This is a genomic window from Veillonella sp. oral taxon 158 (genome assembly GCF_018376515.1).
GTDB lineage: Bacteria > Bacillota > Negativicutes > Veillonellales > Veillonellaceae > Veillonella > Veillonella rogosae.
Genome location: NZ_JAHABE010000015.1, coordinates 1 through 14,132, shown reverse-complemented (window position 1 = coordinate 14,132; position 14,132 = coordinate 1). Strand labels below are relative to the sequence as shown.

Genomic DNA, 14,132 nt, shown 5'->3' with positions numbered 1-14,132 from the left:
AAGAGTATTTGTACTGGGTAGGAATAAGAAGTATAAAATTATATCCTTTGACTGTAGTTGCAATGAGGAGCATCATTATGGATCAATTTCGAATAAGTAAAATGTTAAAAATGAATAATTTACAAGATATTTTGAGCTCTGGCAAAGTTAATGCAGATGAAGGAGAGCAGATATATAGATTTTTGTTAATAAATGATTATTATATATCTAGTGAGTATGAAGTAGTAAATACTCTCTTTAAAGTTATGGTTCTAAATGACTTGTGGGATGCTCAAATTGCGTTGCGATATTTTGAGTACTTAAATTATGAAGGTTGGGAATATGAATGTTTAATAGTAAGAGGTATACTTTTAGAAAATAATCTAAGCTTGGCAGGTGAATTCTGCTTAGAAACCAAATTAGTTCAAAATGGACTTAGTTACTTTAGAGATAATGCGATTTGGAGAGGTAAAGATTATGATAATAAGGATATTCCGGTGTCTTTAGCAGAGTGGACGATAGGATATGATTATGAGAGAAAAACTTTTTATGAAATCAAATAGCTATGCTATATAGTCTTGACTAATCGTTTCATAAGTAAAAGAGGTGCCCCTCAGGCGGCACCTCTTTTATTAATAGTGGGATAAACGGAATACTCTTCTATATTCTTCCGGCGAATCAGAACCATCAGCAGGTTTTATGATAATCCTAATAAATATCTCTTTTTTGAAATCTGGATATGTTTTAGCATATTCTTTGCAGAATTGATCCATGCGATTATAAAAGTTTGTTACATCTTGGTTTTGTATGGCTGAATAGGGGATAGGCATTTCAATATACAAAGAAGATGTATCATATGTGGCATAGGATAACTCCTCTGCCGTTAGATAGTTTTTCATTAATGGAAATGCTGTTATCAACGGAATGTTGGTTATTAGTATTCGATCAACTTGTGGTACAACAGGTGCAGAGGTGTGCATGACTTCAGATATTTCAATGGGTATTTGGGGATACTTGTCAAAGGTGACTTGCCATGTATTGTTTCTTTGTGCCTCCAATTGATATGTTAGATTAGGATAATCCTTGTTTATATATTGTTGAACTTCCTCTTCACTGTAATGTGATAGAAGATGACAACCCGTTGTTAGTATGAGGGATAGTATAATCAACGGTAGTAATACAAATCTCTTAAGAGTAAATGGTTTCATTGGTATTCCTTTTATACTACTTTAGAAAGCTCAGTAAATCATAATTGCTTAATTATTGGCGTTATTTTGGAGTATATTCTTTTAATTATATTATACCTAAAACATATTTTTACTTATATAGTTGATTAATACCATACAATTCTCCTATAAACTATAACAACGAGGCACCTCGAACGAGGTGCCTTTTTTGTGCATCAGTATCTTATAAGTGTAGAGCTGGCATATGTTATAATTAAGGACATCTAAGAGTGTATTGTAAAAGAGACTGGTAAAAAATGAAAAAACTTGAAATGTTGGGATATTTTTTTGTGTTTATATCTATGTCGTTATCTATAGGGTTATATAAACTTGAAATTAGTAAATGTGTTATTGATGAAGAGTATGAATATATCAAAAGACATAGGGCTTTTGGTAATTTAACCAAGTATTTATGTGCAATTGCAATTGTAAGTATATTACTGTTAAACCTTAACTTTTTAGTCTATAAAGATTATGAGTTTATGTCACGATTTGGAGGGGGTTGGGGATTCTTTGTTCTTTTTATAATGTGTACAGGATTTTTCCAAAAGCGAGACAGTTTGTATTATAAACGTGGGATTATTGCTATTGCTTCAATATTATTCGGTGCTTTAGGCTCTGCTTATGCATTTAAAGATATATTCTTTAAGTAGTAAATATATCACTTTAGATTTTTTTATATGGTGTTGTTTTGAGTGAGAGATTATGGAATCATTTTTTTATTAAAAAGATTAAAGGACAGTATAAACTATGATTCATTTAGATTATCTATTAGTTATAGGAATATTACTTAGTGTTTTACTCTTTCTTTTAGTTGGAGTCTTTTACTATAGTAAATCTAATCTTTTGAAGGGACTAAATATTTGGATCTTAATAATACTTAGTGCTCTATTGAGTTATTTATTATATCCCTTATATGAACTGACAGATTATAGAGAAGAATTTACGTCAATCGTTATAATCGCTGCGATAATCATTAAAATAATTATCAATTTATCTATATTTATGATAGCTGATAGAATAACAACGAAATGGATTTCTAAATTAATTTTGATTCTATGGGTTGTTCTTGTTGAATGTTTGTATATGCCTATTCATTTATCATACCTTGTTTTCCTTTGTGTGTCAGGTGGAATCGTTTTAATAGAACAGTTAAGAGAGAGAAGAAAGAACATTTAGTTTTGACTTGTAATTACTTTTATAGCGCTCACTTTCGAAATATGATATACTATTCTAACGCGCATAATTCGTGCGCGATAGGAGGAAACACATTTAGATGTTAGAAAAATTTGAACAATTAATGATTAGCGAACCTGTTCTAAGAGCGTTAAACGATATGGGCTTTGAAGAGCCTACGCCAATTCAACAGGAAGCTATCCCAGTAGCCATGAGCGGTAAAGACATGATTGGTCAAGCTCAAACAGGTACTGGTAAGACAGCAGCATTTGGCTTGCCTGTATTGGAACGCGTAGACGGGAATGAGCGTCACGTTCAAGTAGTTATTTTATCCCCTACACGAGAATTAGCTATCCAAGTAGCTGAAGAGCTTAACAAAATGGCTCAATACACGAATATCACAGCACTACCTATCTATGGTGGTCAAGATATTAATCGTCAGTTCCGTGCCTTGAAAAAAAATCCACAAATCATCGTTGCCACTCCAGGCCGATTGATGGACCATATGGATCGTGGTTCTATCCACTTTGACCATGTGAAAGTTGTGGTATTGGACGAAGCTGACGAAATGTTAAACATGGGCTTTGTTGATGATATCAATAAAATCTTGGGTGCTATCCCAGAAGACCATCAAACATTGTTGTTCTCTGCAACTATGCCTAAAGCTATCCAACAATTAGCTGAAACATATTTGACAGAGCCAACATTGATTCGTATGAAACCGACTCAAGTTACGATGGACTTAATTGAACAATATTATATCGAAGTGCAAGACCGTCAAAAATTCGATGTTCTTTGTCGCTTGTTCGATATCCAAACACCTGAACTTGCTATTATCTTCACACGTACAAAACGTCGTGTTGATGAAGTAACAGAAGGTCTTAAGAAACGTGGTTACATGGCGGAAGGCATCCATGGCGATTTATCTCAACAAAAACGAGACAGCGTAATTCGTCAATTCCGCGAAGGTACCATCGATATTCTCGTGGCTACTGATGTGGCAGCTCGTGGTCTTGATATTTCTGGCGTGTCTCACGTATATAACTACGATATGCCTCAAGATCCTGAAAGCTACACGCACCGCGTAGGTCGTACAGGCCGTGCCGGTAAAGCTGGTCAAGCTTTCACGTTCGTTATCCCTCGTGAAATGGAGCATTTACATGCTATCGAGCGTTTAACAAAACGTAAAATCGCACGCCGCCGTGCACCTTCCTTAGGTGAAGTTCTTGAAGGTCAACAACGTTTGGCAATTGAAAGCCTCGTTGAAATGACAGATAATTTAGAAGCATTAGCGCCATTCAAAACAAGTGCAGAGGAATTGTTGAATGATACAGATTCCGTAACATTGTTGGCAGCGGCTCTTAAATTGTTAACAAAAGAACCAGATACGACTCCTGTAAATATTACAGAAGAAAAACCATTACGCGTACGCCGTCGCCGTGAAGGTGGCCGTAGTGACCGCCGCCGTCGTGATGGTGACCGTCGTAGAGATGGTGATCGCCGCCGTGACGGAGATCGTCGTCGCGATGACCGCCCTCGTCGTAGCCGTGATGACCGCAGAGGTGAACGTCGTGATGACCGCCGCAGAGATGACCGTAGATCTGATCGTCCACGTGGTGATAGAAAACCTCGTCATCAAGGTGAAGGTTTCAAACCTTACTTTAAAGACTAATAGAATGTGGATTGCTTACTAGTAATCCACATTTTTTATTACTTAATAGTTAATACTATCTATCTTGATAAGTATTGAGAATTTTGATATAATAAATAATAATTATTTCTTGTAAATGGTCGATAATGACCTATGCCTTATAGATTTCCAAGTGGAGAAAGGTAGATTATTATGGATATCGCACAAATTTTGCGTAGCCAAGGGTTTAAAGTAACCCCACAACGTATTGCGATTTATGATGCATTGCGTGGTCATCATGATCATCCAACAGCAGAGATGTTGTATCATACGTTGCGCCCTGAACATCCAAGCATGAGCTTGGCTACAGTGTATAAGACGATGGAGATTTTTGAAAAAATCGGTCTTGTAAAAATTTTAGAAGTTGGTGATGAGCGCGCTCATTACGATTGGGACACAGAAGCTCACTCTCATATCCGTTGCGTTCGTTGCAATAAGGTAGAAGATATGATGGGTATCGATTTGCAAGCTATTAAAATGATTGCAGATCAAGGTAGCGAGTACCAAATTACAGGTCAACATATTACCTTTGAAGGTGTATGTCCTGAGTGTGCAAAAAAAGAAAGCCATTAATAGATAACCCCTGTCGATGAAGGGCTCCTTCACGGTAGGGGTTTTATTAGTTATTTCTAATGGCATCGTTTTAGTTAGTATTTAATTAGTATTTCATAAGTATTTAGCAATAAGATTTTAGAATCATATATAAAGGAGTATTATGTTTGTCATCGGCAGTCACTTATCAATTAGCAAAGGTTATTTAAACATGGGGAAAGAAGCTACAAAAATTGGAGGCAATACATTCCAATACTTCACACGCAATCCTCGTGGTGGTAGTATGCGTGCCCTCGATGTAGAGGATATGAATAGCCTCGATGCATATATGAAAGAACATAACTTTGGTACCTTGTTAGCTCACGCGCCTTACACGTATAATCCATGTGCAGCAAAAGAAGATTTGCGCGCCTTTGCAAAGCAAGCCATGACAGAAGACTTAGAGCGTATGGAATATTTACCAGGCCAAATGTATAACTTTCACCCAGGCAGCCATGTGAAGCAAGGTGTAGACCAAGGCATCGAATATATCGTGGAGTGCTTGAATGAAATCTTATTCCCTGGCATGAAAACGACAGTTCTCTTAGAAGTCATGGCAGGTAAGGGTACAGAAATCGGCTCTCGCTTTGAAGAAATTGCTCGCATCATCGACGGTGTTAAATTAAAAGAATACATGGGTGTTTGTGTAGATACTTGTCACATTCACGAAGGTGGTTATGATGTTGTCAATAACCTTGATGGTGTTATTGACGAGTTTGATCGCATCGTTGGCCTTGACCGTTTGAAAGCTATTCACTTAAATGACTCTAAAAATCCTATGGGTGCTCATAAAGACCGTCACGAAAAAATCGGGGAAGGTCACATTGGTATCGATGCTATCGCTCGTATTGTGACACATCCTAAATTGACGAACTTGCCGTTCTATTTGGAAACGCCAAACGAACTCGATGGATATGCAAAAGAAATTGCTATGTTGCGCTCTATTGTAGAGAATCAATAATTAAGTTAAACCCTTAATTTAGTTATATAATAATTATGTAACATGCTTGATACTGTTTTATGGTTAGTGTTTGAATCTAAAATTATGAGTGGTACGGGCTTGCGTTAGCAAATATTACTACTTTATGTAAGGTTTGAGGAGAACTGGAAGGGGGATAAAATGCGTTTTTTACACACTGCCGATTGGCATTTAGGACGTATTTTTTATGGTCAGTACTTAACAGATGACCAAGCTCATGTATTGGAGAATCAGTTCTTTACTATTTTGAAAGATGAAAAAATTGATGGCATATTGCTAGCAGGGGATATTTTTGATAGAGCGGTGCCACCTATTGAAGCTGTTGAGTTGTGGGATTCTATTATTACTCGTCTCGCCATGGATTATAAGGTGCCACTCTTCGTGGTAAGTGGTAATCACGATGGGGCAGAACGCCTTGAGGTGGGACGCTCTATGTTAAGTCAATCAGGAATCCATATTTGGGGAGCCCCTCATCATGCATTACAACCCTTTGAATTTGATGGTGTGGATGGTAAAGTGGCCATTTGCCCTATGCCTTTTAGTGAGCCGCGTCGCATTGGCGATGCATTAGGGTTAGGTTTCGGGACCCCTTCTTTGGAAACGACTCAATATATAGAGAATATGGGAGAAGTAGAATCTAAGACTAAAGCGAAATCTAAGCGGTCTAAATCTAAAAAAGCATCTATAGATGTTGTTGGGGACTCTTTGTTTGCTAGTGTTGATATGGGCGATGCGAAGTCTGGTGAAATAGAAAGCTTTGACACATTAGAACAAAACATAGACCAAAATAATGAGATTACTTTAAATCTACATAATTATGATCAAATGTATCAGGCTTGGAGTAACCATTTACGGAATCAAGTGCCAAAGGGGATGCGTAGTATTGCTATTAGTCACGCCTTTGTCATGGGCGGTGAAGTAGGTGGTTCTGAACGCACATTGTCTGTCGGTGGCAGTGAACAAGTACATCCTCAAGTTTTTAAAGACTTTCACTATACAGCTCTTGGACATTTACATGGCCCGCAACGAATGGGGGCAGACTATATTCGCTATAGCGGATCGCCTTTAAAATATTCCTTTGATGAGCATACGCAGAAGAAGTCTTTTACCATCATTGATATGGATACAAAAGGTAATGTAGATATTAGCACTATTCCTGTAGAGGCGAAGCGCGACGTTGTAATATTGGAAGGCTATTTTGATGACTTACTAAACAATAAGGAGTTACAGGCTAAGCATAAAGACGATTATGTGCAGGCCCGATTGCTTGATACAATGCCTATTATGGATGGGATGGCTAAATTGCGCCAAGTCTATCATCGCTGTATGACAATTGACCTAGTCGGTCGCGTGGCGGCGCCTATGGCTGACATGGGGGATGCAGTTTTTAAAGAATTAAACGAGCGTGAATTATTTAATCAATTTGCCGAAACCGTGTGGAAAGAACCATTAACAGAGCGTGAGCAACAATACATCAACTCTGTATGGGATCGAATTCTAAAGGAGGACTAAATGAAGCCTATATCTTTAACTATAGAAGCCTTTGGTCCGTACCGCGATTCGGTTACTTTGGACTTTAGTGCGCTCCAAGATCACTCCATGTTTCTTATCTCTGGTCCTACGGGGGCAGGGAAAACATCTATACTAGATGCTATGGTGTATGCCTTATATGGCGAACCTAGTGGGGAAGTGCGAAAAACAGATGCTATCCGCAGTGATTTTGCAGAACCTGAACGTATGACGCGCGTTGACTTTTCATTTGCTATCGGTGAGGCTCAATATCGTGTTGAAAGATTGCCAAAACAATTGGTAGCTAAAAAACGCGGTACTGGTATGCGTGAACAGAATGCTAGTGCCACTGTATACGAAATGAAAGATGGGGAGTGGAAAGTTATCGCCACCTCTGCCGCTGCCATTCGCGATACAGTTCAACGCATTATAGGCTTTCGTAAAGATCAGTTTTTACAAGTCGTATTATTGCCACAAGGGGAGTTCCGAAAATTATTAGTTGCCTCCACTAGTGAGCGTGAGGAGTTACTACACACTCTCTTTAGAACGGAGCTATATCGAAAATTACAAGAGGCTCTCAAAGCCGCTTATGATGACGCAAAAGCAGGCATTGAGGCAAATCTGACAAAACAAGCCGCGTTGATACAGTCTATTTCTCATGATGGGGATACTCCAGTGCTGACGGCCCAACATGTACGTGAGTTGTTAGCGAATAGAGAGCCCTATCGTGATGAACTTGTTGTAAAGCGAGATGCGGCTGTTACCGAAGTGGAGCAGTTCAATGTATTGCGTAAGGAGTGGGCCGTATATAATCAGGCACAAGAATCTCTTGTTGAGGCCACATCGAAATTAGACTTGGTAAAAGTAAGAGAATCTGAGCGGGAGCAATTAAGTGAAAAGGTTCAGTTCCTCACTTCTTTAACTCCAAGCTATGAGCTATATAAACAGTTTAGTGATAAACAGTGTGTGTTAAAAACCTTAGAAACCGCACTTTCAGATGCGAAAAAAGGTGTGGAAATTGCATCGCAACAGGAGTCTAAATGTACAGAGGCCCATGAAGTGTTAGCATCTCACTCTGAAACTATACAAGCTAATAGGACTACGTTGGCGCAACTCCGACAACAGTCAGAGAAATTTGATGAGTTAGCATTGCTAAATAAAGAATTGACCACATTAAAGAGCAAGTTAAAAACACAAGACCACGAGAAAAGTGAAGCTAAGTTGCAGGCTCAGCACAAGCTAGTAGCTGATTTAGAGGTTTCGTTAGTTGAAGCGAGAAAACAGTTCCAAGCTAATAGTAAAGACTTAGAGGGTATTCCTCGTATCCAAGAACAATTGAGTCAGTTACAACGATATTCTGAATTATTAGGACAGAAACAGAAGATTCAACACGATATTGATAGTAAAGACAGGTCTTTAGCGGCTATAGATGAATCTGTAAAGAGCTCGAAGGTCCAGCTTGAGCGTTTAGAACATTTGATGGCAGAGGGGCGAGCATTTGAACTTGTCCATTTGGTAGTAGATAATGAGCCTTGCCCTGTATGTGGTTCTACCGAGCATCCACAGTTAGCATCCAAACCTGAGTTGTATCCTACAAAAGAGGAAATAGACGTGGCTCGTGCGGTACGAGATAGGGCGCTACAAAAGCAGGCTAGCGAAATTGGTCAGAAAGAAACGTTAGTTATTCGTTTACATGAGTTAGATGAGGAAGTTAAAGAACAAGTTATTAAACTTACACCATTGATTAATGGTTTTTCGGAAGACTCATTTGACTCTATTCAACAAGACTTGCTAGCCCAAATGGAGCAGCTCACAGCTTTGCGTAGCGATACTGAACAGTTGAGCAAAACTATAGCTACAAATGAGGATAAACTGAGTGGGGCCAAAGAAACATTAGCGAAATTAGAGATGGCTCATAAGGAATTACTTGAAAGCTTGCATGATTTAGAGATTCAGCTTAGTTCTGTGCAAGCTAAAATTGATGCCTTATCTAAAATCTTGCCAACTACAGATCTTGATGCATGGCGTAAACAGATCGAATCGTTAGAGACTGAAATTAACGCATACGATGAGCAAATGGAGGTTTGTGAAAGAAATTTAGAGGCTGCTCGAGAACAGCTCAATGCTAAGCGGGGGCGCCTAGAAACCTTATCTGCACAAGTGCAAGAAGAAACTAACAACCTTGATGTAATCTATAAGGACTATACAAAGTCATTGCAAGCGACTTCTTTATGTGAAGCTGATTTCATAGATGCGTTAGGTGATTATAAGGCCTTAGATACCTTTAGAGCTGAACTACATGCATTAGACGAGGCTTTCAATAAAGCTCAAGCTGTATATGATGCGGCGTTAAAGGTAGCGAAATCTATAGCTGAACCTAGTGCTACAGTAAGTGATGAGGTGTATGATGCAGCGGTAGAGCGTAGAGATACGCTAGTAGGTAATTTAGCGGCATGGGATAAAGAGACGAAACATATTGAGACTACATTAGCATCATTAGAAGCGCTAGACGTAGCTATGGGTGAAGCTCGTAATGAAGTAGAATTCTTGAGTCGTCTTAATGACCTCGCTAATGGCGGGGAACAAGGCTTTAAAAATGTAACCTTTGAACGATATGTACTAGGTGCCATATTAGATGAAGTTGTGTATGCAGCCAATTTACGACTACAAAAGATGAGTCGTAGTCGCTATTCCTTGGAACGGTCTGACTATACTGGTGGTGGACGAGGCAAACAAGGCCTTGATTTGGCAGTTATGGATGCTTTCACAGGTCAATCAAGACCGGCGAATACATTGTCTGGTGGTGAAACATTTTTGGCGTCGATGGCCCTTGCCTTGGGCCTAGCCGATGTCATTCAAAGTTATGCTGGTGGTATTCATATGGATACGATGTTCATCGACGAAGGCTTTGGTACTTTAGATCCAGATACATTAGAACTTGCCATGGAAACTTTGGTACAATTACAATCTTCTGGACGCCTCATCGGTATGATTTCCCATGTACCAGAATTGAAAACTCGTATACCTGCCCACTTAGAGGTCACACGTGGTGATGATGGTAGTACGGCAAAATTTGTGATTAACTAGCTATAGAATTATAAAATGTGATACTATTAAAAGAGGATAATTCCTACAAAAACATACTGTATTTATAAAAGGAGGTCCTATGAAGTTTTCATTTGCTCACAATAATATAAATGTTAAGGATCTTGATAAAAGTCTAGCATTCTATAAAGAAGCTTTATTACTCGAGGAATCTCGCCGTTTGGAGGATCCAAGTGGTGCTTTTACTTTAGTATATTTAAAAAGTCCACATACAGCGCATGAATTAGAACTTACATGGTTACGCGACTGGGATCGCCCTTATAATTTAGGGGACAATGAATTCCATTTGGCGTTTTATGTAGATGACTACGAAGCAGCTCTTAAAAAGCACAAAGAAATGGGCGTTGTAACCTATGAAAATACTGACATGGGCATTTATTTCGTAGCAGATCCAGATGGATATTGGACAGAAATCATTCCGGCAGGTAAATATTAATGGAATATATGTTAACCCGTTTGGAGTGGTTAGTTGGACCAGATAAGATCCAAACATTAAAGGATACATCTATCGCACTCTTTGGTGTCGGTGGCGTTGGTGGTGGTGCCCTTGAGGCGCTAGTACGAGCCGGTGTAGGGCGCATCGTCATTATTGATGGTGATGCTATAGCACCTAGTAACTTGAACCGCCAAATGATTACGACTCATGACACGATTGGTGAGCGTAAGGTAGAGGTGGCAAAGGCGCGAGCGTTAGCTATTAATCCTGACGTAGTGATAGAAACTCATGATATTATGTATACTGAGGAAAACTATCCTGGTTTTATTCAAAGTTTAAACGTTGATTATGTGATCGATGCCATCGATATGGTAACGGCTAAACTTAATATTATTGAGGTTTGTCAACGTGAAAGCATCCCTGTTATTTCTTGTATGGGCGGCGGTAATCGCTTTTACCCAGAAAAGCTTATGATTGCAGATATCAATAAGTCTCATACATGTCCTTTGGCGCGCGTTATGCGTCGGGAGTTAAAAAAGCGGGGCATAAAAAAACAATTAGTTTTATTTTCTACAGAAAAACCGACAAAACCACAGTTCCGAGGCGAAGCAACAAGTCCTGGAACATGTAGTTTTGTGCCCCCAGTGGCAGGTTTTATATTAGCAGCCCATGTGCTGCGTACAATTTTGGAGGTACCTGAACAATGAAAAAAGCAAAAATCCATATGGCTGACGGCGGCGATATCGTAATTGAATTATTTGAAAAAGAAGCACCTGGCACAGTACAAAACTTTGTAGATTTAATTAACAAAGGTTTCTATAACGGTCTTCGTTTCCACCGTGTAATCCCTGGTTTCGTAGCTCAAGGTGGTTGCCCTAATGGCAATGGTACAGGTGGTCCTGGTTACACAATTAAAGATGAATTAGTTGGTAACCCTCACAAACATGAGCGTGGTGCATTGTCTATGGCTCACCGTGGTCCTAACACTGGCGGTAGCCAATTCTTTATCGTATACGAACCACAACCTCATTTGGATGGTGTACATACAGTATTTGGTAAAGTAATCGAAGGTATGGACGTAGTTGATGGTATCCACCAAGGTGCTATCATGGAAACTGTTGAAGTAATCGAAGGTTAATCTCATGAATGATGTATCTATTAAACATCCGGAGTGGCTATATATCGATGTAAACGGTGAAACGTCACATGGTTACGACCAAGAGTGGTTCGCAGATGAGTGGCAACGCCTTTCTGGTTGTGGTCCTACATCGGCATCACAAGTTTTGAGTTATTCGCTATTTAGGGATGGCTTATTAGATTTAGAAACCACATCCGATCAAACGCTTGCTTTAGAACGGATGAACTTAGTTTGGAAATATGTAAAGCCACGCTTTGGTGGTGGTGTTTATAAAACGCAATGGATGGAACGAGGCCTAGTTCGTTTATTAGAAGACGAAGGCTTGTCATATGATGTACATATGTTAAATGTGTCTCCTTTCTGTGCTTCTCGCGTAGAGGTGGAAGCAGCAGCTCAGTTTATTCATGATGCATTGGCACAAGATGTGCCCGTTGCATTTTTGAATCGTCATAAGGGGAAAGAAAAGGCTCTTTACACATGGCATTGGGTTCCAATTCACAAGATTTTTATGGATGGCGATGATATTCGCTGTGGCATCTTTGATGAAGGTGAAATCCGTGATTTCTCTTTGGCGAATTGGATGAAAGATACCATTTTAGGTGGTGGTTTCTGTTATATTAGCCGTAAAGGTTAAATAATAGAGTAATTAACGTAATATACATACGCATCGTAGGATTCTACGGTGCGTATTGTAGTATACATAGTAGGAGGTACTACATGAGTCAATGGATTACTGAGGAACAAACACCTCATTTACGTCTCAGTGCTGAAGCAGAAGAAGTATTATATTCAGGAGAGTCTGAGTTCCAAAAAATTGAAGTATTCAAGTCTAAAGAGTATGGTATGATGCTTGCTTTAGATGGTGTATTCCAAACCTCTGAGCGAGAAGAGTTTATTTATCATGAAATGATGAGCCATATTCCTTTATTCTTGCATCCAAACCCTGAACGGGTGTTGATCATTGGTGGTGGTGATGGTGGCGTAGCCAGAGAATGTGTACGTCACGACTGCGTAAAAGAAGTGACCATGGTTGAAATCGATGGTAAAGTTGTGGAACTTGCTAAACAATACTTACCAACTATCGCAGAAGCAATGATTGAAAACCACCCTAAATTGACTGTAAAAATCGGTGATGGCATTGGCTTTATGGCTGAAGCTGAAGATTACTATGATGTAATTATCGTAGATTGCTCCGATCCAATCGGTCCTGGTGAAGGTCTATTTACTGAAGAGTTCTATAAGAATACATTGAAAGCTCTTAAAAAAGACGGCTTGTTTGTACAACAAACAGAATCTCCTATGTTACATCAACCGTTAGTGGAAAAAGTATTCGGTTATGTTAATAATCATTTCCCAATTGCTCGTTTGTACACAGCATTCATTCCATTGTATCCGGCAGGTATGCATTGCTTTACGTTGGGCTCCAAAACATTTGACCCATTAAAGTGGACTTCTAATCGTGAGCAAACTTTTGAAACTAAGTACTATAATGAGGGAATTCAAAAGGCTGCCTTTGCATTACCAAATTTTGTAAAAAACTATTTGCCAAGTAAGTAAATAATATGTATAATAGGGGAGCACCATTCGTTAGGCATTAGCTTACGAATTGCTTCCTTATTTATATGAGGAAAAGAGTTTATATTAGAGGAAATACGTTTTTTATTTTCAATTGTAAAAGTTAAATGAAATTGAGAAAAAGGTGTTGACACAAACCTCTAGAAAAGATATAATTCTCTTTGTTACGAAGACAACGTCTTCGATACCTACAAGGTGGTGGGTATGGTGAAGCGGTTAACACGGCGGATTGTGGCTCCGTTACGCGTGGGTTCGATCCCCACTACTCACCCCATAACCTACACATCATAATCACTGTAGGGGTGTCGCCAAGTGGTAAGGCAACGGACTTTGACTCCGTTATGCGCTGGTTCGATCCCAGCCACCCCTGCCAACATGACTCACTAGCTCAGTTGGCAGAGCACCTGACTTTTAATCAGGGTGTCCCGCGTTCGAGTCGCGGGTGAGTCACCAAATTAAAACTCACAAACTTCGGTTTGTGAGTTTTCTATCTCTATTCATAGAGTATTTGGTTATGATTGTAAGTATAAAATCTATGAAAAATAAATTGAAAAAATCTTTGAAAAAGAGGTTGACGATTTAAGGATAGATTGATATACTATACAAGTCGTTAGGGCTTAGAACTAACGTAACAGATCTTTGAAAACTGAACAATGATAGGTAATCAATCAATACGATTGAACATATGCCAGAGTGCGGGTTTTGACAAAGTCAAAACCAACCATAAT

General features: G+C 39.1%; 13 protein-coding genes and 3 tRNA genes. 15 read left to right on the top strand and 1 reads right to left on the bottom strand.

What is annotated here, in order from left to right; all coding sequences use genetic code 11:
• Positions 1 to 77 precede the first annotated feature (77 nt).
• Complete coding sequence (locus KH364_RS08405) at positions 78 to 542, top strand: hypothetical protein (protein ID WP_273299323.1); 465 nt, start codon at positions 78 to 80, stop codon at positions 540 to 542.
• Positions 543 to 611: 69 nt separating this feature from the next.
• Here the strand turns inward: KH364_RS08405 and KH364_RS08400 are convergent, their stop codons facing one another.
• The gene (locus KH364_RS08400; protein WP_273299322.1) at positions 612 to 1,187 is read right to left on the bottom strand and encodes a hypothetical protein; all 576 of its coding nucleotides are present in this window, start codon (positions 1,185 to 1,187) and stop codon (positions 612 to 614) included.
• A gap of 275 nt (positions 1,188 to 1,462) precedes the next feature.
• Between KH364_RS08400 and KH364_RS08395 the strand changes: the two genes are divergently transcribed.
• The 14 genes from KH364_RS08395 (at position 1,463) to KH364_RS08330 (ending at position 13,857) form a co-directional block, all read left to right on the top strand.
• A complete protein-coding gene (locus KH364_RS08395; protein ID WP_273299321.1) occupies positions 1,463 to 1,858 on the top strand; it encodes a hypothetical protein in 396 nt (131 codons plus the stop codon).
• 623 nt (positions 1,859 to 2,481) lie between these two features.
• The gene (locus KH364_RS08390) at positions 2,482 to 4,053 is read left to right on the top strand and encodes a DEAD/DEAH box helicase (RefSeq protein ID WP_273299320.1); all 1,572 of its coding nucleotides are present in this window, start codon (positions 2,482 to 2,484) and stop codon (positions 4,051 to 4,053) included.
• A gap of 171 nt (positions 4,054 to 4,224) precedes the next feature.
• Positions 4,225 to 4,644, top strand: a complete 420-nt coding sequence (locus tag KH364_RS08385) for a Fur family transcriptional regulator (RefSeq protein WP_009350985.1) — start codon at positions 4,225 to 4,227, stop codon at positions 4,642 to 4,644.
• A gap of 142 nt (positions 4,645 to 4,786) precedes the next feature.
• Entirely contained in the window at positions 4,787 to 5,623 is an 837-nt protein-coding gene (locus KH364_RS08380; protein ID WP_273299319.1) for a deoxyribonuclease IV, read from the top strand.
• A gap of 159 nt (positions 5,624 to 5,782) precedes the next feature.
• The gene (locus tag KH364_RS08375; protein WP_273299318.1) at positions 5,783 to 7,153 is read left to right on the top strand and encodes an exonuclease SbcCD subunit D; all 1,371 of its coding nucleotides are present in this window, start codon (positions 5,783 to 5,785) and stop codon (positions 7,151 to 7,153) included.
• A complete protein-coding gene (locus KH364_RS08370; protein WP_273299317.1) occupies positions 7,154 to 10,237 on the top strand; it encodes an SMC family ATPase in 3,084 nt (1,027 codons plus the stop codon). It abuts the gene before it with no gap.
• A 79-nt stretch (positions 10,238 to 10,316) separates the two neighbouring features.
• Positions 10,317 to 10,691, top strand: coding sequence for a VOC family protein (locus tag KH364_RS08365; protein WP_273299316.1), 375 nt, complete (start codon positions 10,317 to 10,319; stop codon positions 10,689 to 10,691).
• A complete protein-coding gene (locus KH364_RS08360) occupies positions 10,691 to 11,398 on the top strand; it encodes a tRNA threonylcarbamoyladenosine dehydratase (RefSeq protein ID WP_273299315.1) in 708 nt (235 codons plus the stop codon). The genes KH364_RS08365 and KH364_RS08360 overlap by 1 nt, the downstream gene beginning before the upstream one ends.
• Positions 11,395 to 11,829 carry a peptidylprolyl isomerase gene (locus KH364_RS08355; protein ID WP_273299314.1) on the top strand — a complete coding sequence of 145 codons (435 nt, stop codon included), beginning with the start codon at positions 11,395 to 11,397 and terminating at the stop codon, positions 11,827 to 11,829. Before KH364_RS08360 ends, KH364_RS08355 begins: the two co-directional genes overlap by 4 nt.
• Positions 11,830 to 11,833: 4 nt before the next feature.
• The gene (locus KH364_RS08350) at positions 11,834 to 12,463 is read left to right on the top strand and encodes a hypothetical protein (protein ID WP_009350987.1); all 630 of its coding nucleotides are present in this window, start codon (positions 11,834 to 11,836) and stop codon (positions 12,461 to 12,463) included.
• A gap of 83 nt (positions 12,464 to 12,546) precedes the next feature.
• Positions 12,547 to 13,386, top strand: coding sequence for a polyamine aminopropyltransferase (speE, locus tag KH364_RS08345; protein ID WP_273299313.1), 840 nt, complete (start codon positions 12,547 to 12,549; stop codon positions 13,384 to 13,386).
• A 216-nt stretch (positions 13,387 to 13,602) separates the two neighbouring features.
• Positions 13,603 to 13,678: transfer RNA gene (locus KH364_RS08340), tRNA-His, on the top strand.
• 24 nt (positions 13,679 to 13,702) lie between these two features.
• Positions 13,703 to 13,777 (top strand) — tRNA-Gln (locus KH364_RS08335).
• A gap of 4 nt (positions 13,778 to 13,781) precedes the next feature.
• Positions 13,782 to 13,857 (top strand) — tRNA-Lys (locus KH364_RS08330).
• Positions 13,858 to 14,132 lie beyond the last annotated feature (275 nt).

What these genes read in the sequence shown, in the direction of transcription:
- KH364_RS08405 (WP_273299323.1), top strand. Translation starts at nt 78, where the DNA reads ATGGATCAATTTCGAATAAGTAAAATGTTAAAAATGAATAATTTACAA.
- KH364_RS08400 (WP_273299322.1), bottom strand. Translation starts at nt 1,187, where the DNA reads ATGAAACCATTTACTCTTAAGAGATTTGTATTACTACCGTTGATTATA.
- KH364_RS08395 (WP_273299321.1), top strand. Translation starts at nt 1,463, where the DNA reads ATGAAAAAACTTGAAATGTTGGGATATTTTTTTGTGTTTATATCTATG.
- KH364_RS08390 (WP_273299320.1), top strand. Translation starts at nt 2,482, where the DNA reads ATGTTAGAAAAATTTGAACAATTAATGATTAGCGAACCTGTTCTAAGA.
- KH364_RS08385 (WP_009350985.1), top strand. Translation starts at nt 4,225, where the DNA reads ATGGATATCGCACAAATTTTGCGTAGCCAAGGGTTTAAAGTAACCCCA.
- KH364_RS08380 (WP_273299319.1), top strand. Translation starts at nt 4,787, where the DNA reads ATGTTTGTCATCGGCAGTCACTTATCAATTAGCAAAGGTTATTTAAAC.
- KH364_RS08375 (WP_273299318.1), top strand. Translation starts at nt 5,783, where the DNA reads ATGCGTTTTTTACACACTGCCGATTGGCATTTAGGACGTATTTTTTAT.
- KH364_RS08370 (WP_273299317.1), top strand. Translation starts at nt 7,154, where the DNA reads ATGAAGCCTATATCTTTAACTATAGAAGCCTTTGGTCCGTACCGCGAT.
- KH364_RS08365 (WP_273299316.1), top strand. Translation starts at nt 10,317, where the DNA reads ATGAAGTTTTCATTTGCTCACAATAATATAAATGTTAAGGATCTTGAT.
- KH364_RS08360 (WP_273299315.1), top strand. Translation starts at nt 10,691, where the DNA reads ATGGAATATATGTTAACCCGTTTGGAGTGGTTAGTTGGACCAGATAAG.
- KH364_RS08355 (WP_273299314.1), top strand. Translation starts at nt 11,395, where the DNA reads ATGAAAAAAGCAAAAATCCATATGGCTGACGGCGGCGATATCGTAATT.
- KH364_RS08350 (WP_009350987.1), top strand. Translation starts at nt 11,834, where the DNA reads ATGAATGATGTATCTATTAAACATCCGGAGTGGCTATATATCGATGTA.
- speE (WP_273299313.1), top strand. Translation starts at nt 12,547, where the DNA reads ATGAGTCAATGGATTACTGAGGAACAAACACCTCATTTACGTCTCAGT.